The 23321-nt window shown below is 68.2% G+C and carries 21 protein-coding genes, 1 other RNA gene and 1 pseudogene; 10 read left to right on the forward strand and 13 right to left on the reverse strand.

The window, feature by feature from the left end; translation table 11 throughout:
• Nucleotides 1–354, reverse strand: a transfer-messenger RNA (tmRNA) gene (ssrA, locus tag VI056_12165).
• A 34-nt stretch (nt 355–388) separates the two neighbouring features.
• Here ssrA and VI056_12170 point away from each other — a divergent pair.
• On the forward strand, nt 389–1141 hold the full coding sequence (locus tag VI056_12170) for a GDSL-type esterase/lipase family protein (protein ID HEY6203782.1): 753 nt from the start codon (nt 389–391) through the stop codon (nt 1139–1141).
• Here VI056_12170 and VI056_12175 read toward each other — a convergent pair.
• The 6 genes from VI056_12175 to rpmH are packed head-to-tail and all read right to left on the reverse strand — an operon-like array spanning nt 1138 to nt 4972.
• Nucleotides 1138–2349 carry an MFS transporter gene (locus tag VI056_12175; protein ID HEY6203783.1) on the reverse strand — a complete coding sequence of 404 codons (1212 nt, stop codon included), beginning with the start codon at nt 2347–2349 and terminating at the stop codon, nt 1138–1140. The two genes, VI056_12170 and VI056_12175, sit on opposite strands and share 4 nt — an antisense overlap.
• 50 nt (nt 2350–2399) lie before the next feature.
• On the reverse strand, nt 2400–3299 hold the full coding sequence (gene jag / locus VI056_12180) for an RNA-binding cell elongation regulator Jag/EloR (protein ID HEY6203784.1): 900 nt from the start codon (nt 3297–3299) through the stop codon (nt 2400–2402).
• The gene (locus VI056_12185; GenBank protein ID HEY6203785.1) at nt 3296–4267 is read right to left on the reverse strand and encodes a YidC/Oxa1 family membrane protein insertase; all 972 of its coding nucleotides are present in this window, start codon (nt 4265–4267) and stop codon (nt 3296–3298) included. The genes jag and VI056_12185 overlap by 4 nt, the downstream gene beginning before the upstream one ends.
• Nucleotides 4267–4482, reverse strand: coding sequence for a membrane protein insertion efficiency factor YidD (gene yidD, locus VI056_12190; GenBank protein ID HEY6203786.1), 216 nt, complete (start codon nt 4480–4482; stop codon nt 4267–4269). The genes VI056_12185 and yidD overlap by 1 nt, the downstream gene beginning before the upstream one ends.
• Nucleotides 4479–4820, reverse strand: coding sequence for a ribonuclease P protein component (rnpA, locus tag VI056_12195; protein ID HEY6203787.1), 342 nt, complete (start codon nt 4818–4820; stop codon nt 4479–4481). Before rnpA ends, yidD begins: the two co-directional genes overlap by 4 nt.
• A 14-nt stretch (nt 4821–4834) precedes the next feature.
• Nucleotides 4835–4972 carry a 50S ribosomal protein L34 gene (gene rpmH, locus VI056_12200; protein ID HEY6203788.1) on the reverse strand — a complete coding sequence of 46 codons (138 nt, stop codon included), beginning with the start codon at nt 4970–4972 and terminating at the stop codon, nt 4835–4837.
• Nucleotides 4973–5182: 210 nt separating this feature from the next.
• Here rpmH and dnaA point away from each other — a divergent pair, with 210 nt between their 5' ends.
• The 7 genes from dnaA (at nt 5183) to VI056_12235 (ending at nt 12791) form a co-directional block, all read left to right on the forward strand.
• Nucleotides 5183–6562 carry a chromosomal replication initiator protein DnaA gene (gene dnaA / locus VI056_12205; protein ID HEY6203789.1) on the forward strand — a complete coding sequence of 460 codons (1380 nt, stop codon included), beginning with the start codon at nt 5183–5185 and terminating at the stop codon, nt 6560–6562.
• A 355-nt stretch (nt 6563–6917) separates the two neighbouring features.
• Nucleotides 6918–8045 (forward strand): DNA polymerase III subunit beta, encoded by a 1128-nt coding sequence (gene dnaN / locus VI056_12210; protein HEY6203790.1) that lies wholly within the window; start codon nt 6918–6920, stop codon nt 8043–8045.
• Between the two features lie 2 nt (nt 8046–8047).
• Nucleotides 8048–9163: a DNA replication and repair protein RecF gene (recF, locus tag VI056_12215; protein ID HEY6203791.1), complete on the forward strand. Its 1116-nt coding sequence runs from the start codon at nt 8048–8050 to the stop codon at nt 9161–9163.
• Nucleotides 9160–9453, forward strand: a complete 294-nt coding sequence (locus VI056_12220) for a DciA family protein (protein ID HEY6203792.1) — start codon at nt 9160–9162, stop codon at nt 9451–9453. Before recF ends, VI056_12220 begins: the two co-directional genes overlap by 4 nt.
• A gap of 28 nt (nt 9454–9481) precedes the next feature.
• On the forward strand, nt 9482–11551 hold the full coding sequence (locus VI056_12225) for a hypothetical protein (GenBank protein ID HEY6203793.1): 2070 nt from the start codon (nt 9482–9484) through the stop codon (nt 11549–11551).
• Nucleotides 11552–11592: 41 nt separating this feature from the next.
• Complete coding sequence (locus VI056_12230; GenBank protein ID HEY6203794.1) at nt 11593–12246, forward strand: rhomboid family intramembrane serine protease; 654 nt, start codon at nt 11593–11595, stop codon at nt 12244–12246.
• Nucleotides 12247–12290: 44 nt separating this feature from the next.
• Entirely contained in the window at nt 12291–12791 is a 501-nt protein-coding gene (locus tag VI056_12235; protein HEY6203795.1) for a bifunctional nuclease family protein, read from the forward strand.
• Between the two features lie 32 nt (nt 12792–12823).
• Here the strand turns inward: VI056_12235 and VI056_12240 are convergent.
• Nucleotides 12824–13528, reverse strand: a pseudogene (locus VI056_12240) (dolichyl-phosphate beta-glucosyltransferase).
• A 30-nt stretch (nt 13529–13558) separates the two neighbouring features.
• Between VI056_12240 and VI056_12245 the strand changes: the two are divergent.
• Both VI056_12245 and VI056_12250 read left to right on the forward strand, forming a co-directional pair.
• Nucleotides 13559–14749 (forward strand): hypothetical protein, encoded by a 1191-nt coding sequence (locus VI056_12245; protein HEY6203796.1) that lies wholly within the window; start codon nt 13559–13561, stop codon nt 14747–14749.
• Nucleotides 14750–14892: 143 nt separating this feature from the next.
• Entirely contained in the window at nt 14893–18426 is a 3534-nt protein-coding gene (locus VI056_12250; protein ID HEY6203797.1) for a phospholipid carrier-dependent glycosyltransferase, read from the forward strand.
• A gap of 59 nt (nt 18427–18485) precedes the next feature.
• Here VI056_12250 and VI056_12255 read toward each other — a convergent pair whose 3' ends face one another.
• Genes VI056_12255 through zwf form a run of 5 tightly spaced genes read right to left on the reverse strand, consistent with a single transcriptional unit; the run spans nt 18486 to nt 23293 of the window.
• Nucleotides 18486–18623, reverse strand: coding sequence for a hypothetical protein (locus tag VI056_12255; protein ID HEY6203798.1), 138 nt, complete (start codon nt 18621–18623; stop codon nt 18486–18488).
• Between the two features lie 36 nt (nt 18624–18659).
• A complete protein-coding gene (locus tag VI056_12260; protein HEY6203799.1) occupies nt 18660–19556 on the reverse strand; it encodes a protein phosphatase 2C domain-containing protein in 897 nt (298 codons plus the stop codon).
• Nucleotides 19557–19561: 5 nt separating this feature from the next.
• The gene (locus VI056_12265) at nt 19562–20845 is read right to left on the reverse strand and encodes a protein kinase (protein ID HEY6203800.1); all 1284 of its coding nucleotides are present in this window, start codon (nt 20843–20845) and stop codon (nt 19562–19564) included.
• A 19-nt stretch (nt 20846–20864) separates the two neighbouring features.
• Nucleotides 20865–21992 (reverse strand): glucose-6-phosphate dehydrogenase assembly protein OpcA, encoded by a 1128-nt coding sequence (locus VI056_12270; GenBank protein HEY6203801.1) that lies wholly within the window; start codon nt 21990–21992, stop codon nt 20865–20867.
• Complete coding sequence (gene zwf, locus VI056_12275) at nt 21989–23293, reverse strand: glucose-6-phosphate dehydrogenase (protein ID HEY6203802.1); 1305 nt, start codon at nt 23291–23293, stop codon at nt 21989–21991. The genes VI056_12270 and zwf overlap by 4 nt, the downstream gene beginning before the upstream one ends.
• Nucleotides 23294–23321: the final 28 nt, after the last annotated feature.

Here is a 23321-nt window from a genome sequence, read left to right on the forward strand (position 1 = left end):
CTGTGGAGATGGGGGAGGGTCGAACTCCCCGTCCAAGGCCATTGAAGCGAGTGCTTCTACGAGCGTAGTCGGCGTTTTTTTGTCTCAGGGCTCCTAGCGCGCACCGACGCGCTCTTGGCTCCCCCAGGCCGGAAATCTTGAGTCCGCCTACCAGCCGATCAGCGGACAGCACCTTCGCTTCTTTCGCCCTTCCCGGCCCGCGAAGGGGAGACCGGGAGGACGCTCACTGACTAGGCAGCGAGTGCGTAAGAAGTGTTGCCAGTTATCTGGCTGCCGTTCGGATTAACGAGGAGGAACAGCATTCCTCGGCTCGCGACGCTCACGTCGCCTGCCCTGTCGAAACCACGCATCCCCGTGGCCCTTTCAGGCACCATCAATTCTAACCTTGATGCGTGCGTTTCTCTTCCTTGCGCTCCTGCTCACCGCGGGCTGCTCGGGATCCCCGCCCCGCGCCTCGACCGCCTCGCCCGCGACCGCGGCCGCGTCCACACTGGCACGCGTGACGCTGAGTCCCACCGTGACCCCAACGCCCTCGCCCACCGCCGCGATCCGCTACGTCGCGATCGGCGCCTCCGACACCGTCGGCGTCGGCGCGACCGATCCGGCGACGGGTTCGTGGCCGGCGCGCATCGCGAGCCTCCTGCCGCCGGGCAGCGCGTTCGTGAACGTCGGCGTCTCCGGATCCATCGCGCTGCAGGCGCGCACCGCGCAGCTGCCCGGTGCGGTCGCGCAGCGCCCGACCGTGGTCTCGATCTGGCTCGCGGTGAACGACATGAACGCGACCATCGAGCCCGCGTCGTTCGCGAACGATCTCGGAGCGATCGTGGACGGGCTCGTGTCGGGCACCGAGGCGAAGATCTTCGTCGGCAACGTGCCCGATCTGCGACCTGTCCCGGCCTACAAGGACGCGGACAAGGTGGCGCTCTTCGGGCTCATTACCGCGTACAACGCCGCGATCGCGACCATCGCCGCGAAATACCCCGGACGCGTCGTCGTGGTCGATCTCTACACCGGTAGCGCGCCCCTGGTGAGCACGATCACCGTTTCCGGCGACGGCTTCCATCCGTCCGATGCTGGCTATCAGCTGATCGCGGACCGTTTCGCCGCAGCGATGCGCGCCAGCGGCATCCCGCTCCGCTAGACCTCCGCCGGCGCAGCGTCCGCGTTCAGCGGCACGGGCGCGCGCACCAGTTGTGCGAGCACGAGCGCTCCGGTCGTCATGAGCAGCGTGCCCAGCACGAGGACCACCTGCGGTTGGACCACGTCGAGCATGGCCGCCGCGAGGAAGGGCGCGGTCGTGCCGCGCACGCCGAGAAGGAATGCGTTCGCCGCGGCGTACTCGGCGATGCGAGCGCGCGGCGCCATGTGCACGATGTTCGTGAACGCGGTGAGCTCGCCGCTCGAAACAGCGACGCCGATGATCACCGCCACGGGTATGAGCGCCCACGTGCCCGGCGCCACGAGGTACCCGATCGGCACCAGCAGAGTGAGCAGCGTTGCGAGCAGGGTCTGGCGCAGCGTCGAGCCGCGGTCGATGAGCCGGCCGACGACCGGATACGCGACGATCTGCACGGCGGATTGCACGATGGCGAGCGTTCCGACGAACGCGGTCGACGCGTCGAAATGGTCCACCAGCATGATCGGGAAGACCGCGAAGTTCATGAGGTTGCCGGTGCCGAAGATCGTGAACGCGAGCAGCAGCTTGCGGTAACGGACATCTGCCCACACGTCGCGCGCGATCGCAAGAGCCGGCCGGCGGGCCGGAGGGGCCGCGGGACCTTCGTAACGAATGGCGAAGAACGCCACCGCGCCGGGCAGGCCGATCAGCGCTGCGGCCGCGAAGACCCACTGCGCGGGAAAGACGCCGATGAAGGTGCCCGCGAGCGCGGCGGTGCCGATGCCCGCGATGGACGCGCCCACTCGGACGTTGCCCATCGCGAACGCGCGCTCGCGGTCGGGATAGATGCCCTGCATGAGGGCCGTGTAGGCGGCGATATTCGAGACGGTGATGATCCAGAACGTGACGCTGGTGAGCGCGAGCATGAACGGCGTCGCCGCGAGAAGGACCAGGGCGAGGAAGACGACGCGCGAGAGCGTCGCAGCGCCGGCGACGACACGCACGATCGGCAGGTGGGCGAGCAGATAGGCCCCGATGGGCGAGAGCAGATTTCCGATGAACGGGCCCGCGACGACGATCGCGACGTCCGTCGTCGACCCGCCCATGCGCCGGACGACCACGGGCATGAAGGCGACGAGGACCGTCACGAAGGCGCCCGCACAGATCCCGCTGAAGAGGTCGATGCGGAAGTTGCGGCGGACGCGCGCTGGCAGCCAGTTGGGGTCGGTCAAGGTACGGAAGCTAACGGCGCCTCAGGTGCTGTGTCACCGGCCCCGAGCGATCACGGGCCGCGTTCGGGACGAGGTCGATAGCCTCCAGGCCGTGGCCCGAAGCCGCGGCGCGGTCCGTACCCGCCGGTCCCCGGCCCGCCAGGCTGCCGGGGGCGGAAACCGCCACCGCTGGGTGGCCCTTCGCGGAACGGCCCGCGGGCACCGGGCGCGGTCGAGCTGATCACGACCCGGCGGTTCGGCTCCATACCCACCGACTCGGTCTTCAGGCCTGGTTGGCCCTGCACCGAGAGGTGCACGATGCGTCGCTCGTAGGCGAGCATCGGCTCGAGCGTCACCGCCTGACCGCTCGCGCGCACGCGCGACGCGACGCGCTGCGCGATCTCGCGGAGCTGGTCTTCGCGCCGGCGCCGATACCCCTCGATGTCCACCGGCACATGAACTGACCGGCCGACCTTCTTCGAGGTGATGGCGCTCACGATCTGCTGCAGGGCGACGAGGTTCTCGCCACCGCGACCGATGAGTGCGCCGAGGTCGGCGCCGAGGACGTCGACGCCCTCCATGCCCGGACGGTCCTCGAGCGCGACCTCGGCGTCCACGCCCATCGCGTCGAGCAATTCGCGCAGCACGGTCGCGCCGAGCGCGAGCTCCTCCGCGAACGCCGGCGAGGCCTCCTCGCCCTCCTCGTCACGCGCGCGCGCCCCGGCGTCGGGACGGCGCGGGACCTCGGCCTCGTCGATGAGCGGCTCGGGCTCCGCGGCGCGCTCGTCCTCCTGGAACGAGAGCAGCACGCGCGCGTCCTCACCGCCCATACCCAGCACGTTCGCGGGCTTGCCCTTTTCGAGGATCTCGATGTCGACCTCGGTGCGTTTGCGGCCGAGTGCCCTCAGTCCGCGCTCGATCGCCTCTTCAACGGTGCGGCCCGTGAATTCCTCACCACGAAGTGGACTCATCTCTTCCCCCTCCTGCGTCCGCGACGGCGGCCACCACCCGACGCGCTCGGCGTCGTGGTCTCTTCCTCACGTTCGTCCGACTCTTCGTCGTCCTTTTCCTTCATGTCCTTACGCGCCTCGGCGATCGCTGCCTGCTCCCGACGGTGCAGCTCGCGGTCCGCGGGTGTTGGGATGCCTCGCAGGAACGGGAGGTACTTGGGCAGCTGCCCCCAGCCACTCACGAAATACTGCTGCACGATCTGGAACAGCGTGGTCGCGATCCAGTAGAGCGTCAGGCCCGCCGGGAATTGCGCGCCGATGAACACGGTGATGAGCGGGAACGTGTAGGCCATCGACTGCGTCATGCGCTGGGCCGGGTCATCGCTCTTGACCTGCTTCACGGGCATCGCCATCACAGAAGCGACGAGCTGCACGAGTCCGGCGAGGACGGGCAGGATGAAGAACGGGTCGGGGTGCTGCAGGCCACGGGAGATCCACGGGAGCCAGTGCGCGGTCGTGTCGAGCGAGCCGTCCTGGGGGATCGGATTGAAGATGAACGCGTAACGAAAGCTTTCGACCATGTCGTGCGACAGGCCTGGGCAGAGGTTCCCTGGCGGCGGTCCGAGGCCGCAGCCCAGCTGGAGCAGCGAGTTGTACAGCGCGATGAGCAGAGGCATCTGGAGCACAAGCGGCAGGCACCCGGCAGCGGGATTCACGCCGCGCTCGCTGTACAGCTTCATCTGTTCCTGGCTGAAGCGTTGGCGATCCTTGCCGTACTTCTTCTTGAGCTCCTCCATCGCGGGCGCGACCTCTTGCATCGCGCGCTGCGAGCGGATCTGCGTGACGTACAGCGGATACAGCGCGAGTCGGATGAGGATCGTCACGAAGATCACGGCTAGGCCGAAATCGCGCACGATCGAGTACGCGAAGAGAGTGAGATTCATGATCGGATGGACGAGCAGCGAGTTCCAGAGGGTCAGGATGTCCATCAGTGCTCCGGCACGGGGTCATACCCACCGCGACTGAACGGATTGCACGAGACCAGGCGGCGCGTGGCGAGCCAACCGCCCCGCAGCACGCCGTGCCGCTCGATCGCCTCCATCGCGTATTCGGAGCACGTGGGCGTGTAGCGGCATGCGGAAGGAAGCCCTGGGCTCACGCGCGTCTTGTAGAAGCGCAGCAGCCACAGCGCGAGCGCCTTCATTCGCGTGTGTGGCGCGCGGTGCCGAGCGCGGCCACCGCCGCCGCTCGAAGCGCCGAAAAATCCGCGGATATCGCCTCGCGGCGTACGGTCACGACGATGTCCTGCGCGAGCGCGGTGTCCATGGCCTCGCAGGCCAGACGGAATGCCTCGCGAACGCGACGACGCGCGCGATTGCGGACCGTGGAGATGCCCACCGTACGGGGCGCGGACACCGCGAGGCGCATGACGTTCAATTCGTTGGGGCGTAGCCGCGCGACGAAAGCAGCGTCACGGACGCCGCGCCCGCTCTTGCGTGCGGCGGCGATATCGGTGGATCGCCGCAGGCGTGCGGCGTTCATGGCTGCGAGGTCGTTCAGGCGACGGTCAGGCGCTTCCGTCCACGCGCGCGACGCTGCGCCAGCACTTTGCGGCCGCCCGTCGTCTTCATGCGCGCGCGAAAACCGTGCACTCGCGCGCGGCGACGCGTCTTCGGCTGATACGTGCGCTTCACGAACTGTCCCTTCTCCCCCGAAAAAAATGGACGAATGAAACATCAATAGATATCTGCTGTGTGTGCGAGAAGTCTAGCAGTGTGCCTGTGCTACTGTTCCGTGGCTTCCAGCGGGCGGATCTTTTCCTTATCTCCGCGTTCGGTGTGGCGGCACTCGCGTGATCGTGTTGTGGGGGCGTCGTGATGTTCGAGCGCAGAGAAGGGGAGCCGTTGAACCTGAAGCAGCTCTGGCACGCGGCCCTCGGCGAGCTGCAGCTTGGACTCACCAAGGCCAACTACGACACCTGGTTCAAAGACACCGCGATCGTTTCCGAAGAGGACGACGTGTACTGCGTCGGCGTTCCCAACGCCTTCGCTCGGGAGTGGCTCGAGAACAAATACCGCCAACAGGTGCGTGATGCCCTCCGGCACCTCGTGGGGCGGACGGTCGACGTCCGTTTCGTGACACTCACGGCAGCGTCGGTCCGCTCGGACCGTCCGGTGGCGGCCTCTGGTGGCGCCGGGGGCGCCGCGTCCGCACCGACAGGGACCGCGCCGGCACAGGAACGCCGCGACGCCACCGCGGCGGCGCTGCTCAATGCGCGTTATACGTTCTCGACGTTCGTGGTCGGATCGAACAACCGTCTGGCTCACGCCGCCGCGCTGTCCGTCGCCGAGCGTCCGGGCCACAGCTATAACCCGCTGTTCATCTACGGCGGCTCGGGCCTCGGAAAGACGCATCTCATGCACGCGATCGGTCATGCGGTCATCTCTCGCCACCCCAAGAAGCGCGTCGCTTACGCGACGAGCGAAAAGTTCACCAACGAATTCATCAACTCGATCCGCGGCCAGAAGAGCGAGGAGTTCCGCGAGCGATATCGCCGCATCGACGTGCTCCTCATCGACGACATCCAGTTCCTCACGGGCAAAGAGGGAACGCAGGAAGAGTTCTTCCACACTTTCAACGCCATCCACGAGGAGGGGAAGCAGATCGTCCTATCGAGTGACCGGCCACCGAAGGCGATCGAGCGTCTCGAGGACCGGTTGCGTTCGAGATTCGAGTGGGGACTCATCGCGGACATCTCCACACCGGACCTCGAGACGCGCATCGCGATCCTGCGCGCCAAGGCGGAGGCGCAGTCCGTCGCGGTCCCGCCACCGGTCATCGATTTCCTCGCACAGCGGATCGTCTCGAACATCCGCGAGCTCGAGGGGGCGCTCACGCGGATCGTCGCGTACGCGACCCTCAGCGCGGTCCCCGTCACGACACAGCTCGCGCAGGAGATGCTCCAGAACATCCTGTACAACCCGCGGCAGAAGACGCTCTCGCCCGATCGTATCGTCGAGACCGTCGCGCGCTACTACGGTGTGCCGTCCGAGCAGCTGCGCGGCAAGGCCCGCGACAAGCAGGTGGTGCTCCCGCGGCAGATCGCCATGTACCTCATGCGCGAGGAGACGGAGGCGCCCCTGATGCGGATCGGCGAGGCTCTCGGGGGACGCGACCACTCCACGGTCCTGCACGGCTGCGAGAAGATCGAGCGTGAGATGGCGGAGAACGACGACTTCCGCCGCGACGTCGGAGCGCTGCGGGAGATGCTGTACACGGAGTGACCGGGCGGGGGCCAAAATCCTCCGAAATTCCGATGGTTTCGCGTGGGTGTCCGGGTGTGGATAAGCCCACCCAATGTGTGGATAAGCGCACCCATTTGTGGACATGTCCACCAGGCGCTTGTGCGGGGAGCCGACTACCGTTGGATACCGGAACATTCGCTCACCGCGGCCGGCTCGCCGTCCCCAAACGCTCCTATCCCCATCCACAGGTCAAGCGTTACCGGCGTACCGCCCTGGAGCCGCGCCGGCGTGGGCGCAAGGCGACAACAGCATCTCGGAACGGTCATAGTCCACACCACTACTGCTGGTACCACCGTCTATATAGATCTCTGGGGAACGGTACGGGAGGGACCTCGTGAAGGTCACTTGTCTACAAGAGAACCTCGCGCGTGGACTTCAGATCGCGGGACGAGCGGTCTCGACGCGAGGCAGCCTGCCGATCCTCGGCAACGTCCTTCTGCGCACCGAGGGCGGCCGTCTGAAGCTCACCGCGACGAATCTCGAGGTGGGGATCAACTGCTGGGTGCCGGCGAAGGTCGACGATGAGGGCGCGATCACCGTACCGGCAAAGCTCTTTACCGATTTCGTGAATTCGCTCCCACCCGGTCCCACCGAGCTCTCGCTCAACGTCCGCACCAAGACCGTGCATCTGCGTCGCGACCCGTACGAAGCGAACTTCAAGGGCATGGATGCCGAGGAATTCCCGATCATCCCCGCGGCGCCGGACAAGCCGACGACGCGCGTGAGCAAGTCGACCCTTCGCCGCATGATCGGTGAGGTCGCCTTCGTCGCGACGACCGACGACAGCCGGCCGGTCCTGACCGGCGTGCTGACCACACTCGAGGGCGACAAGATCACCATGGCCGCGGCCGACCCCTATCGCCTCTCGGTGCGGAACGCGAAGCTGATGGACAAGATCGAGGGAAAGCTCGAGGTCATCATCCCGGCGCGCAGCCTGCAGGAAGTGCAGCGGATCATCGACGACTCCGACGACCCGGTCGACATCTTCGTCACGCCGAACGGCAGCCAGGTGATCTTCCACACACCCGAAGCAGATCTCGTCTCGCGCGTCATCGAGGGTCAGTTCCCGAACTACCGTCAGGTCATCCCGCAGGGGAAGCCGGCGACAAGGATCGTCGTGCAACGGGAAGAGCTGCTCCAGGCGACGCGCCTCGCCTCACTGTTCGCACGCGACTCCGCGAACATGCTCCGCTTCCAGGTGAATCCGGCGGATCATCCACCGCTCGTTATCAGCGCGAACGCGGCTGAGGTCGGCGATCAGACAGCGAAGGTCGACGCGTCGGTCGAGGGGCAGAACACGACCATCGCGTTCAACTCGCGGTTCATCGCCGACGCGCTGGGTAGCCTCACGGCGCCCGAGGTCGCGCTCGAGCTCGGCGGGCCGCTCGCGCCGGGCGTCGTCAAGATCGTCGGCGACCCGGACTACCTTCATGTGGTGATGCCGCTCCGCATCCCGGCCTAGACGTGCGCGTTTCCAAGCTCGCGCTGGAGGACTTCCGCAGCTACCCGCAGGTCGAGATGTCGCTCTCGCGCGGAGCCATCGCATTCATCGGACCCAACGGGGCGGGCAAGACGAATCTGCTCGAGGCGATCCACCTCATCGCGCGCGGGGATTCTCCGCGCGCGCATGACGACACCGAGTTGGTCCGCTGGGGCGCGACGACGGCGCGCGTCGGTACCGAGGTCGACCGCGCTGAAGACCACCGGCGCATCGAGACGCTGCTCTTCGCACCGCCTGAGGGCGAACGCCGCCGGCCGCGCCGCTATCTCCTCGACGGCGCGGGAAAGCGACCGGAAGACACCGCTGGGGAGCTGGTCGTCGTCGCGTTCTTTCCTGAGGACGTCGAGCTCCTGGTGGCCGCACCGAGCGGCCGGCGACGATTCCTCGACGCGATGCTGGGACAGATAGATCGCGCTCACCGGCGCGAGATGCGCGAGCTGCAGCGCGTCCTCGAGCAACGCAACGCGCTCCTGCGCGTGGCGCGCGAGGAGCTCGAGCTCCCGGAGGAAGAGATGGCGTTCTGGGACCGCGAGCTGGTGCGCCTCGCGGCCGCGATCTCACTCCGGCGATCGCGTCTGGTCGCGGACCTCGCCGTGCCGTTCGTGAGGGCGACCGAGCTCTTCACCGGTGCCGAAGGACTGTCGCTCGCGTACGCGGGACAGGTCGAGGGCGACACGCTCGAGGAGCGCACGCTCGGCTACCAGCGCGTTCTGCGCGAGAAGCGCGACCGCGAACGATGGCAGGGTGCATCGCTCGTTGGGCCGCAGCGCGACGACCTCGCCGTGACGTCCGCCGGCCGGATGCTGCCTGCGTTCGCGTCGCGTGGAGAGCATCGGAGCGCGGTGCTGTCGCTCAAGATCGCGGAAGCGGCGTGGCTCGCGTCGCGCGTCGGCGAACAACCGGTCTTCCTCCTCGACGACGTGCTCTCGGAGCTCGATGCCGGTCGGCGCGAGGCGCTCGCGCGCGCGATCCCCGAGGACGCCCAGGTGCTCCTCACCGCGGCGATCCCGACCGCCCTGCCGGACACGCTGCGCGAGCGGGCCACGCTCGTGCCCGTGCGACGAGGCCAGGTCGGATGAGACCGATCGCGCGGGCGATACAGAGCGCGCTCAGAACGTTCGGGCTCGACCAGGGCGTCGCGCGCGCGGACGCGGTGCGCGCGTGGCAGGATGCCGCGACGAAGATCCTGGGCGCGGACGCCGTGACAACGCGGGCGATCCGTGCCGATGGGGACACGCTCGTCGTGCTGGTCCCGACGGCGCAGTGGGCCGGCGAGATCCGGCTCCGGGAGCGCGATCTGCTCCAGGCTCTCGCGGACCGCGCGCCGGCGAGCCGCATCGCGCGTCTGCGGTGCGTGCCCTCGCCGTGACGCAGCAGGTCTGGGACACTCGGAAGCGATGCCGCAGCTGAGTTTCGTCACGACGGTCGGCAGCACGGCCGACGTCCGAGCAAGCCGGGCGGACGTGATCCTCGTCAACGAGCCCGAGACCGGCGCGACCCTCCGCACGAAGGGCCGGCTCTACCTGCTCTTCGAGTCGTCGCCGCCGGGGCCCGCGGAGAAGATCGCCCGTGAGATCGCCGAGCTCACGCGGCAGGAGTACTACTACGACCTTTCGGCGGGCATCGAGGTCTCGCTGCGGCGCGCGCTACGCCAGGCCAATCGCCGCGCGACGCAGCGCCTGCGCGAGAACCGCGGATCCATAACGCTCCAGTGCGCGTGCGCCGTGGTCGTGAACAACGAGCTGTACACGTCGCGCGTCGGCGGCGCACAGGTCTTTCTCGTGCGTCGCGCGCGGCTCTTCCTGCCGGGCGATGAGCCGGGCGAGCTTGCCGACTTCGTCCATCGCACGACGACACGTGAAGCAGCATCACTCGGCGTCGACGCCGATGTCCTGCCGAGGGTGTGGAGACAATCGATCGAGGCAGGCGACACCGTCATCCTTGCGAGCGCCGCGCTCGTCGACGGTCTCGGCGCGGAGGCGCTGAAGAACGCCGCCGTGACGCTCCACCCGAGATCGGCGGCCGAGCACATCCACAACCGGGCCGTCGCCGACGGCGTCACCGGCAGCGACGCGGTGATCTTCATCGAGGTCGCGCAGTCCACCGGTGCCGCGGTTCGCATCGCGCCCGAAGCGTCACCGATCCTGCGGCCCGAGGACGTCGCGATGGCCGACACGATCCGGTCGCGCCTCGACGGACTGGGTGGGATCCGAGAGAAGGTGACGCGGCTGCTCCGCGGCGCCGCGACACCGGTCACTTCTGCCGCGACCAAAGGCGTCGCGGTCGGGCTCGAGCTCATGCCGCGGCGGGGCGCGGCGCTCCCGCGACATCCCGACACCGCGCGCTCCCGCTCGAAGCGGCAGCGCCGCGCCATGACCACGCTCGCGGTGCTGCTCCTCGTGGCGGCCTCCGGCGTCGGCGCGCTCGCCTACCGCGACTACGAATCGAACAGCGCGGTGCGGAACTACCAGCTCGCGGTCGTGAATGCCGAGGATCTCATCGCGTCGGCGCATCGTTTGGTCGAGCGCACGTCGCCCGATGCGGATGCCGCGCGTGACAGGCTCGCGCAGGCGATCGCGAAGCTCGACGAAGCCAGCAAATCGACCTTCGCCGATACCGAGAAGATCGCGGCGCTGCGCGCGGACATCGCGGCGCTGAACGACCGCATGGACGGCGTGATCCTCGACCTCGCCCGTTTCGGGACGGGCACGAAGCTCGCGCAGGTCGTTGGGAACGTGAACGGCCTCTATGTCACCGATCCCGGATCGGGACGGCTCTGGCGCGTGTTCGGCGATCCGATCCAGCAGGGCCCGGTGCTGCAGCGCGGGGTCAAGGGCGTCGGCTCGCCGGTGCAGATCGCCCTCCAGGACTTCGCTGTGTACTCGCTCGACGACGCCGGCAAGCTCTGGCGGGCGGAGGGCGATCAGGTCGTCGACATCACGCCCGCCGACCACGACAAGTGGAAGACGCCCTCGGCGCTCGCGGTGTTCACGAACAACCTCTACGTCCTCGACAGCGAGACCGGTCAGCTGTGGAAGCACGAATCGAATGACGGCGCCCAGTTCCGACCGGCGATCGGGTATCTCTCCACGCCGCTCGCCCCGAACACCGCGCGTGCGCTCGCCGTCGACGGGGACGTGTGGATCGTGACCTCGGCCGGCGACGTGCAGCGCTTCCGGCGGAACGTGCTCGTCGCGACGGCCGCTCGGATCGACTTCGTCCCGCGCTGGGAAGGGACGGCGCCGCGCGCGAACGCGATCCAGGCGATCGATGCGCAGCGCTCGATCTACGTGCTCGACTCGGGCGGAAAGCTGGTCGTCCAGCTCACGCGCGACGGTCGCGAGCTCGCGCGGTTCGCGCTGCCGCCAGGGTTGCCCCCCGCCGCGGGTTTCTACGTGTCCGAATCGCTGCAGGTCGCCTACACACTTCATGGGACGAAGATCGTCGCGACGAGCATCGCGCGTTGATCCCGCTACGGGACCACAGTCCCGTACGCAGCGTCCCGATCGTGAATCGGCTCCTGCTCGCGATCAACCTCGTGGCCTGGATCTACGTCGTCTACCTGACGCGACAGCCGGGAGCGCTGGAGACGTTCTTCGACCGGTACTCGTTCGATTGGACGGAGTTCACCACGCGTGTCGCCGCGGGGGAGCTCGGCATCGACACGTTCGTGCCCCTCATCTCTCACATGTTCCTGCACGGCGGTTGGCTGCACGTGATCGGCAACATGCTCTATCTCTGGATCTTCGGCGACAACGTCGAGGACCGTTTCGGCAGCGCGCAGTACCTCGTGTTCTACCTGCTCTGCGGGATCGTCGCGGCGATCGGCCAAGGCCTCATCTCTCCGTCACCGATGGTCGGCGCTTCCGGCGCGATCGCGGGAGTGCTGGCCGCTTACCTGGTGATGTATCCGACCGCGCGCATCTCGACCCTCGTCTTCCTCGGGCTGTTCATCACCATCGTCGAATTGCCCGCGCTCATCGTGATCGGGATGTTCATCGTTCTTCAGGTGATCGAAGGCATCGCCGAGCTGAGACTGACTGGACACGCAGCCGCTCAGCAGGTCGCGTATTTCGCGCACATCTGGGGCTTCGGGGCCGGTCTGCTACTGCTTTCGTTCTTCCGCCGCAGCGATGCGGCACGCCGCGTGCGCTTCGGATGACCGGACGCATGCGACGGCGGCGCGAGTGGAGGTAGCCTAGGGCGATGCTCGTCCCATGCACGGTCGAGTCGGTGCGGGTGCATGTCCTCACGGGTCAGCACGTTGTCCTGCTGCAGGCGAAGGAGACCAATCGTCTTCTTCCGATCTGGATCGGCTCGGACCAGGCGCACAGCATCGCGACGCGCATCGCCGGCATCGCGAGCGAACGTCCGCTCACGCACGACCTGATGATGGATGTGCTCACGAAGCTCGGCGTCGAGATCACGCGCATCGTCGTGAAGGACCTCGTCGCCGACGATAACGGCGGCGGCGTGTTCCACGGCAGCCTGTTCCTGCAGCTCGGCGAGCGCGAGGTCGAGATCGACTGCCGGCCGTCCGACGCGATCGCGCTCGCGGTCCGCTGCGAGGCGCGCATCCTCGTGTCGGACACCGTGCTCGACCGCTCGGCGATCTCAGCCGAAAGCGAGGACGACGACAACATCGCGGTGTTCAAGGAGTTCATCCAGTCGCTTCCCGACGATCCGCCCGGGCAGGGGTCGAGCTAGAGGGCTCAGCCCTTCGGGCGCGCACCGAACCGCAGGCGCACGACACCGCGCAGGTCCTCGATCGACGTGCGCAGGATGTCAACCCGTGAGTCAGGGTCGTCGGTCCAATCCACGGGGACCTCGTGGACGCGCAGGCCGGCACGTTGCGCGAGGATGAGAAGCTCGGTATCGAAGAACCAGGCTTCATCCTTGACCTGCGGGAGCAGCTGCTTCGCGACCGAGGTGCGCACAGCCTTGAAGCCGCACTGCGCGTCGGTGAAGTGAGCCCCGAGGGCAAGCCGAAGCACCAGCATGTAGCAGCGCGATATGAACTCGCGTTTCAGTCCACGCCTGACGCGCGAACCGCGCGCGAGGCGGCTGCCGATCGCGAGCTCGCTGTGTCCGGATAGCAGCGGAGCCACGAGCGGCAGCAGGGCCCTCAGATCCGTCGAGAGGTCCACATCCATGTACGCGACGATCGGTGCGTCGCTCTGAAGCCAGGCCGCGCGAAGAGCGCGTCCGCGCCCCTTCTTGTCGAGGTGGACCACGCGAACGCGCGTGAGCTCATTCGCGAGACCTCTGGCGACGGACGCCGTCCCGTCCCGGCTCGCGTTGTCGGCGATCGTGATCACCGCGGGGAAGGGGAAGTCCGAACCGAGGTAGTCGTGCAAACGTCGCACGCTCCGACCGAGGTCGCGCTCCTCGTTGTAGACCGGGATGACGATATCGACGAGCGGCTCTTCGAGTCGTGCGGCCAACGCAGCGCAAGGTTAGCGTGTTGCGTCGGGATGACCTGGAGCGACCGCAGGATCGCGACGGCGCTCGCGGCCGCAGGTGCCGCGATATACCTCGTGGCGGGACTCGCCCTCCTCACCGACTACGACTACTACGGACGCCTCGCGCAGGCGCTCTTGCACGGGCAGTGGTGGCTCAACGAGGCACCGCCGTGGCTCAACGAGCTCGTGCCATGCGGAGCGGAGCGTTGGTGCGTGGTCTATCCACCGCTTCCGGCGATCCTCGCCGTCCCGTTCGCCGCGTTGCTGCCGACAGCCCTGGCGCAGGTGCTCGTCTCGCGGGTCCTGGGCGGCATTTCCGCCGGCATCCTGTACCTGGCGCTTCGCGCATTCGGCGCACCACGCGCCGTCGCGATCGCCGGGGCGATCCTCTCGACGTTCGGCACCACGCTGTTCTTCTCGAGCGTGGACGGACGCGCGTGGTACGCGGCGCATGCGGTGGCGATGCCGTTCCTGTCGGCCGCCTTTCTCTTCGCGGCGCGCGGCGAGCGCGCGTGGCTGGTCGGCGCGTGCATCGGTCTTGCGGCGCTCGCGCGTCTCCCCGTCGCCGCGGCGGCTCCCGCTCTCGCGCTGCTGCTCGCACGCCGTGCCGGGAAGCCATATCTCCGAGCGCTCACCCCGGTCGTGCTCGGCGGCGTGCCCTTCGCGCTCGTCTACGTCGGTTACGACCTGCTCAGATGGGGTTCGCTCTTCGATGTCGGGTACGTGCAGCTCACGCAGGGCGACATTTTCTTCACGCGTGGCCTCTTGTCGCCGTTCTATCTGCCACGCCACTTCTACGCGATCTTCCTCGAGCCGCCGGATCTCGTTGAGGGAACGCCGTTCTTCCTGCGACCGCGTGGCATCGGCATGGCGCTGTTCCTGACGACGCCGGCCTTCCTGTGGCTATTCGGCGGGCTTCGGACGCTGCGGCGTGACATCGGCATCGCCGCGGTCGCGGTCGCCGGGCTGCTCGCTCTCGCGCCGGACATCTTCCACGGGACGGTCGGCTTCCAGCAGTTCGGCTATCGCTTCTCGATCGACGCGCAGCCGTTCCTCATCGCGCTCGCGCTCGTGGGTGATGCGCGCGCCGGCTCGACCTGGCGCTCGCGCCCATCGTGGCTGTTCGTCGCGGTCGTCGTCCTGTCGATCGCGATCAATCTCTACGCGACGATCGCGATCACGCGCTTCGACTACTGGCAGTGATGCGCCGGTACATCGCAGGGGGAGGGCAACCTGCAACCCCGTTCATCGCAGGGGGAGAACCCCCTGCAACCCCCCCAGGGGCTTCGCCCCCGCAGGCCGACCGAAGAGCGCACCTCGCCATCGCCGGCCTGATCACCGTCGGTGTGGCGGTGCGCCTGCTGACGCTGCGCTCACCGGGTTTCGTCACCGACGTGGGCACGTTCCAAGCGTGGGCCGAGCACATGGTCCAGGTCGGCCCGGGCGGGTTCTATTCGCCGGACTATTTCAGCGACTACCCGCCCGGGTATCTCTACATCCTCTGGTTCCTCGGCGCGCTCTTGGACGGCGAGTTCCTCCGCCTCGCAGTGAAGGCAGCGAGCATCCCGGCCGACGTTGCCATTGCGACGCTGGCGGCGATGCTCGCGTGGCGCCACGCGGGACGCGGCAACGCGATCCTGGCCGCGGGCCTGTGGTCGCTCTCACCGGGTGCGATCTTCGCCGGACCGTACTGGGGCCAGATCGACTCCGTCGGATCCCTTCCACTGTTCGCCGCGCTTGTCGCCGCGGGCCGTGGCCGCTGGGCGACGGCCGGCACGCTCGCGGCCATCGCGGCGATGATCAAGCCGCAGTTCGGCATCGGCGCGATCGTGATCGGCGCCGCCGTCCTCATCGAGCTGCTCCGCCTTCGACGCTGGGAGCCACTTGTCCGCGTCGGCGTCGCGGGGGTCCTGACCGCGCTCGTGCTCGGCGCGCCCTTCCGGGCCGGTCCCGCGGAGCTCTTCGAGCTCGTACGGCAGGCAGCCGCGTTCTATCAATACACGTCGCTGTTCGCGTTCAACGTGTGGTCGATCGTCGGCGACTTCTGGAAGCCAGATGCCGCCTACTTCGGTCCCGGCGTGGTCCTGCTCGTCGCAGGCCTGCTTGTCGCGTGCCTGCCGCTGTGGCAGCGCCGCGACACCGCGGCGTTCCTCGCAGCGGGCGCGATCGCCGCCTGCGCCTTCTACTTCCTTCCGACCCGCGCGCACGAGCGGTACCTCTTCCCGGTGTTCGTGCTCCTCCTTCCGCTGGCGGCGACACGCGCGCGTCTCCTCTGGCCGTATGTGTCGCTCTCGCTGCTGTTCGCGCTGTCGCTCTACTTCGCGTTCACGCGCTATGACGGGATCCGCTTCGGTGGGCCCGCGGTCGATCTCAAGGTGCCAGCGTGGCTTGAAGCCTCGTTGTTCACGCGGAACGGTCAGATCCTCATCGCGCTCGTCATGCTCGGCCTCGCGGCTCTGGTGGCGTGGCGCCTCCTACGCGGCGAAGCGCGTCTGGAGCCGTCGTTCGATGTGGGCATGCCGGCGACAGCGGCACCGGTCGAGCAGCGGACCGGCTGGCGTCTCCCTGCGGCGCTCGGTCCGGGACGCGCGCCGACGCGCCGCGACGTGTCGATCGCGCTGCTCGTCGCGCTGGCCATCCTGCTCACGCGCGGCTACCGCCTCGATCACCCGCGCGACATGTACTTCGACGAGGTGTATCACGCGCGCACTGCGTTCGAGCTCCTCGCGCAGCGCGATCCCTACGAGTGGACCCACCCGCATCTCGCGAAAGAGATCATGGCGCTGTCGATCCTCGCGTTCGGGGATGACCGCGTCGTCGGTCGCGAGCCGCTGCGTCCGAACGTCATCGCGTTCGCGGTCGGTCCAGACGGGACGCGTGCCTTTGCCTCGTCCGACGGCGAGATCACGCTGCGCGCGCGCGGCGCCGACGCAGACCGCAGTGTCGTGATCGGGGCGAGCGGTCTTCACGCGCTGGCCCTCGACGGTCAGCGCATCCTCTGGGTCACCGACACCGAGCTCTTCCAGAGACCCGTCGCGGAGCAGCCGAGCAACTCGCAGATCTCACGAGCGAAGCTACCGATGACCGGGCCAATCACAGGGCTGGTGATGTCTGGCGGCCGCATCGTCGTCGCGACCAGGTCCGGCATCGCGATCTACACCGCGATCGACACCGCGCCGATCACTTCACTCGTGGGCGCGGTCGCCGTGACGTCGAACACCGATGGTACCGAGCTGTACGTTCTCGACGCGCGTGGCGACGTGCACGTGCTCGATCCGGCGACCGGGTCCGAGACCCGGCAGCTGCCGGGCGGCGGCCCGGGCCGCGCGATCGCGTATGCGCAGGCGCCGAACCGGCTCTTCGTGGCGCGCACCGATGCACCGTCGCTCGATGTGTACGAGCTGCCGAACGGTCAGCGCGACTCAGTGACGCTGGGCAACGCGCGCACCGGCACGTTCTCGTCCGGCGCCACTGCTCTCGTCCTCGTGCCGCGGACGCAGTTCCTCTACGCGCTCGCCGAGGGACGCGTCGTGGTCGTCGAGGTCCACGGTGCGTCGCCATTTGTGTCGATCCCCGTGTCTGGATCGCTCCTAGCCATCGACAACGACGATGACAAGCTCCTCGTCGCGGGCGCGAGCGGCGTCGAGCGCATCGAGACAGGACGTCATGCGTTGGCCTGGCGCCTGCCCGGCGTCGCCCTCGGCGCGATCCTGGCCTTCTTCCTCGTGCTCCTCGCGCGCCGCCTCTTCTCGTCGCCGCTCATCCCGTGGCTCGCCGGCGCCGCGGTGCTCCTGGACGGGTCGATGTTCGCCCAGGCGCGGATCGGCATGAACGACATCTACGTGGCGACCTTCATCGTCGCGGCCTGGTACTTCATCGTCGCGGCGCACGCGCCGCGGCGATCCGCAGCGGTCGACCTCGTGATCGCGGGCGTGCTGCTCGGGCTCGGCCTCGCGTCGAAGTGGGCCGCCGCGTACACGCTGGGTGGTGTCTTCGTCCTCGCTGTCGGCGTGACCGCGTTCGCGTACGAGCGTGGTCGCCCCGGGACCGGCGGGCCCCTCGACCTCCTCGCTGGCCGTGGACGCAACGCCGCGCTGCTCTTTGCCTCGTTCGCCGTGATCCCGCTCGCGATCTATCTCGGCAGTTACGTCCGCTGGTTCGGTGGGCCGACGGCGCCGTACGGCTGGAACCTGTGGGAGCTGACGCAGCAGATGTACTGGTATCACAGCTCGCTCACCGCGCCGCACTGCGCGGGGTCACCGTGGTGGAGCTGGCCGCTCGATCTAAAGCCGGTGTACTGGTACTTCGGCGCGAGCACCGGCGGCACCAACGGCTACATCTACGACGCCGGCAACATCGTGCTGTTCTGGGCGGCGCTTCCGGCCGCCGCTCTGGTCATCGCGCTCGCCATCCGAACGCGGTCGCCCTCGCTCGGCGTGCTGTCGCTCGCGATGCTCGCGCAGTACGTCGCGTGGATCCCCATCTCACGCGTGCTCTTCTTCTACCACTTCTTCACGGTGCTTCCGTTCTACCTGCTGTGCCTGGCCGCGATCCTGGCGGTGATCTGGGAGCGGCGGCGGCGCGCCGTCCTGATCTTCATGGGCGTGGCCGCGGCGGCGTTCGTCATCTTCTATCCGTACGTGTCGGGACTCCCGATCCCGGGCGAGATCGGGAGCATCTACGAGATCCTTCCGACCTGGCACTACGACCCGACCTTCTACCCCACGGACTCGTGTCCGACTCCCGTGAGCGCGAATCCGTTCGCGCAAGCGACGGTCATCGGAGCCTGGCTCATCGAAGGCGCAGTGTTCGTTGGTGCCGTGGCCCTCGCGATCGGCGCGCCGGCCGCGCGCCGGTTCCTCGATCGCATCGGGATCTAGTCATCGCAGGGGGAGAACCCCCTAACAATCTGAACGAGACGACGGCATGCAGACCTATTTCAGCAGTACGGGGGACACGGATCGCCGAGGCCGCTTCCGAACACGATGGCTAACACGATGATGCCAACGAACGCGACGATGAGCGCCGCGATGAGGACCGCAACGACCTTCAACGTCAGCATCGCAACGCGCTTCAAGGGTTCAGATGCTAGGTGTGCCTGGTGACCGATCCCCTACGGCGTCGAGCTTGGCGTCGGCAACGCAGTTGGCGATTCGGTCGGCGACGGTGAAGGCGAGAGCGACGTTGTTGGGGTCGCCGTCGCGACAGCGCTAGGGCGGGCGGAGGTGTTCGGAGGCACGGAGCTCGCGGCGAACAGGACCGCGATCGCGCCGCCGACCGTGACGAGGATGAGCAGCGCGAACACCGCGAACGCGGCCGCGCGCCCGGCGGCGCTCGCGATCGTGGCGGGTCGTCCCGGCTGGTACAGGACCACGGTAATGTTGTCCTGCCCGCCGCGCGTGTTCGCGAGATCGACCAGCGCGTTCGCGGCGACGCGCACGTCCTCGCCGGCCGCAGCCTTCGCGATCTCCTCGGGCGTGACGTGGCGCGTGAGACCGTCGCTGCACAGCAGCAAACGATCGTCGTCGCGAAGGGTCTCGACGAAGAGGTCGGGCTGGATGCCTCGCGGATCGCCTGCGAAGCGCGTGATCGCGTGCTCTATGTCGCCCGAGTGGTCCTCGGTGAGCTGCCGGCACACGCCGTCGCGGATCAGGTATGCGCGGCTGTCGCCGAGGTTGCCGATGATCGCCTGGTCGGCGCTCAGCGCCGCCGCCACGATCGTGGTCGCGGCGTCGCGGTGTCCCGACGCGGCTGCTGCCTTGAGCACCGCGGCGTTCGCCTCGCGCATGGCCTCGGCGAGCGCGTCGCTCGTCGCGCGATCCGGCGGCGCCGCGAAGAAGCGGGCGCCGAGCTCGAGGAGTGCAGCGTCCGCGGCGATCTCTCCGCCGCTCGATCCGCCGACGCCGTCCGCAACTGCGAGGAGTGTGATGCCGCGCTCCTCGTGCACGAGGTAGCGGTCCTCGTTCCCATCCCGGACGCGTCCCGTGTCGGTCCTCACTCCGGTCGTCACGCGCGTCAGTCCTTCTGCTTCACGCCGCAGGTGCCGCCCGGTTTGCCTGGTGGTGGACCCACGAGGTACAGGCGCGCCGTCGCGCCGTTCTGGACCGCCGTACCGGCCGCGGGCTCCTGGCGCGCGACGCTGCACGCCGTTCCGCTCGCGAGCGGATCGACCTGCCATGGCACCGGGGAACGGTAGCCCGCGGCGATGAGCAGACGGCCCGCCTCGTCCACGTCCTTCCCGACGACGTTCGGCGTGACGCGAGCAGCTGGCGACACCGGGGAAGTGGTGGCGAGCGGCGTGTCGACCGCGCGGCCCTGGAACGACGCGAAGATCGCGAGCGTCGCGATGAGGACCGCGACGATCGCCAGGAGCGCGACGGTCGTGTCGATGCGGAACTCCCGCCGTCCGCCGACCGTGAGCGGCCGCGTCACCGGCGGCAGGACGCCGGTCGCGTCGTCCCGCTGCGAGGCGGCCAGCAGGTCACGGGCGAACGCGCCGGCGCTCGCGTAGCGACCCTGCGGGTCCCGCGCGAGCGCCTTCGCGACGACACGCTCGATCTCCTCGCCGATGCCGACGCGAGCCGAGCGCAGGGACGGCATCCGTCCATCCAAGCGAACTCGCAGCAGATCCTCGGTCTCCATCTCCGCGTTCGGCGGTCGCCCGGCGAGCAGCTCGTACGCGACGAGGCCGAGGCTGTACACATCGCTGCGCTCGGTCGGCGCGCGACCCTCGATCCGTTCCGGCGCGATGTATCTCGCCGTCCCGATGAGCTGGTGCTCGCGCGGCCCGCGCGCCGCGCGCGCGATGCCGAAGTCGGTGAGCTTCGCGGTGCCCTGCTGATCAACGATGACGTTCGCTGGTTTGACGTCGCAGTGGATGACGCCCGCTTCATGCGCGGCGTCGAGCGCCGCCGCGATCTGCGCGACGAGACGGGCGGCCTCGTGCGGGCGCAGCGGACCTCGGTCGGCGATGACGTCGCGCAGGGTTCGTCCACGCACGAGCTCCATGACCATGAACGCGTCGGCGCCGTCGCGCCCTTCATCAAAGACCGTTACGACGTTGGGATGCAGCACCGATGCCGCGCGCCGTGCCTCATCCGCGAAGCGTTCGCGGAACGCCTCGTCGGCGTCCGCGCCGAGGATCTTGATCGCGACGTCGCGATCGAGCCGCTCGTCCCGGGCCTGCCACACCTCGCCGGCGCCGCCCTCGTCGATGCGTGCCGTCAGGCGGTAGCGTCCCGCGAGCAGCCGACGCTCATTCGTCTCTTCGCTCTTCGTGGAGGGATCCGGCGATGGCATATCGATCACGGCCCTCGGCTCAGGCCAGCGCCATCAGGGCGGCGAGCGCGACCTCGTACACGTGATCGTTGCGAGCGATCGACAGCTCCTCGCCGAGCAGCTCCCGTATCGCAAGCGCGGGCAGCGGCACGACGCGCTCCGAGCGCATCACGCCGCCGATCATCGCGGTCGCGGTCGCGTGACGCTCGTCCGGCGCGCGCTTGATCACGAACTCCGCCGTGTCTCGTCCTAGCGTCGCCTGGATGCGGATGCCCGACACATCGCCGGCATCGAGGCCGCGCTCGAAACGCGGCCGGAGCCGCACCATGACCGTCGCGCCGTCCGCGCGGCCCATGCGGAAGAGCAGACCGCCGGCCTCCGACGGCGCGATCGACTCGACTGGCCGCCAGCCCAGGCGGGACGCGAGCCACCCGAGCAGGAGGAGCGCCTGTGAGGGATGGATGTCGCGGCCATCCATGTCCACAGCAAAGCCGGCGCGTATGCCGGTGATCCCATCCAGGAACGGGCGCCAGGCAGGGACGTCAAAGAACTGCGCGATGAGCTCGCGCCAGTGCGTGAGTCTGGCCCAGTTGAGATCGGTGATGGCGACGCGATGCCGGGCAAGACGCGCGATCTCGGGGAGCGTGCGGTCGGCTCGCGCGAAGTCGGCGGAGTCGATGATGAAGCGGTCGGCCAGCGTCACGAGATCGTCGAGATGCCGCGCGTCGCTGGGTGGTGTTCCGGTCCACCAGAGGAAGACCGGCAGGTCGGGCACGAGCAGCGGGATGACGACGCTGGCCACGCGTTCATCGAAGTCGCCGCGCACACGGGCGAGGATCTGCTCGTACAGGACCGGCTGCGCGCCGTCGGACTGCGGCACATGACAGTGGAGCTGGACCGACGCGACGCTACCGTCGCGGTCCCGATCGCCGAGCAGAACGATGGCGCGCGAAGGATGCCGGAGCGCAAGATCCGCCACCGCTCGCGCGGCACGCCGCGCGTGCAGTTCGCGCTCGGAGTACACGACGAGGTTGAGCACGGAGGCGCGCGCGAGGGTCTGACCGCGCTCCCTGGCGTGCGCCACCGCGGCCCTGCGCAAACGCGCCAGTCCGCGCTCGAGCGCGTCGATGCTCGACGCCTCGGCGCCCCAGAACGTCTCGTCGATCACGGCCGTCGCCAGCTGCGACCGTCGCGCGCGATGAGCTGGTCGGCCTGCTCAGGCCCCCACGCGCCGGCGGGGTAGATCGGGAGCTGCTGGTGGCCCGCTTGCCAGCCGGCGAGGATCGGGTCGACGAAGGCCCACTGCTGTTCCACTTCGTCGCGACGTGTGAACAGCGTCGCGTCACCGCGTAGCGCATCGAGGATCAGGGTCTCGTACGAATCGGGAGCGTCGACCATGAACGACTCGCCGTAGCCGAAGTCCATGTTCACCGAGCGGATGCGAAGCCCCTGGACCGGCACCTTCGCGCCGAACGTGAGCGAGATGCCTTCGTCGGGCTGGATGCGGATCACGAGCTCGTTCGCGTCGAGACCCTCCGAGGCTTCGCGGGTGAAGATCCGATGTGGCGCGACGCGGAAACGGATCGCGATCTCGGTTGAGCGCTTCGGCAGCCGCTTCCCGGTGCGGATGTAGAAGGGCGTGCCCTCCCAGCGCCAGTTGTCGATGAAGCATTTCATCGCGACGTACGTCTCGGTCTGGGAGTCGGGCGCGACGCCGTGCTCCTCGTGGTAATCGACGACGCGTTCGCCGCCGATGAAGCCCGGGCCGTACTGACCGCGGACGGTCAGCGCACCGACATCGTCCGGCGCGATCTGCCGTAAAGCGCGAAGCACCTTGACCTTCTCGTCGCGCACGGACCGGTCGTCAAAGGCCGCCGGCGGCTCCATACCGACGAGCGCGAGGAGCTGCAGCAGGTGGTTCTGGACGATGTCGCGCATCGCGCCCACGCTGTCGTAGTAGCCCGCGCGCTCCTCGATCCCCAGCGACTCCGCTGCGGTGATCTGGACATGGTCGACGTACTGGCGCGTCCAGATCGGCTCGAAGATGCTGTTCGCGAAGCGCAGCACGAGGATGTTCTGCACCGTCTCCTTGCCCAGGTAGTGATCGATGCGATAAGTCTGGCTCTCCACGAAAGCCTGGTCCACCGCGTGAATATCTTCCCGCGCGCTGGCCAGGTCATGGCCAATCGGCTTTTCGACGATGATCCGCGTAAACGCGGTTGCTTCCTCCGGCTCGGCGACCATGCCGGCATCCCGAAGATGCTGCACACACGGGCCCACGAGCTGCGGCGCGACGGCCAGGTAGTAGACGCGCGCATGCGGAATTCCGAACTGCTGATCGACCGCGTCGAGTTTGGCTTGAAGCCGGCGGAAGGAGTGCAGGTCGTCAAAGCTGCCGTTCACGAAGAAGAGCGCCCGCGCGAAGTCGTTCCAGTGGTCTTCTTCAAGCGATTGCCGGCTGAAGCGCATGACACCGTCGCGGGCCCGCTTGCGAATG

It is taken from the genome of Candidatus Limnocylindria bacterium, assembly GCA_036523395.1.
Lineage (GTDB): Bacteria > Chloroflexota > Limnocylindria > P2-11E > P2-11E > CF-39.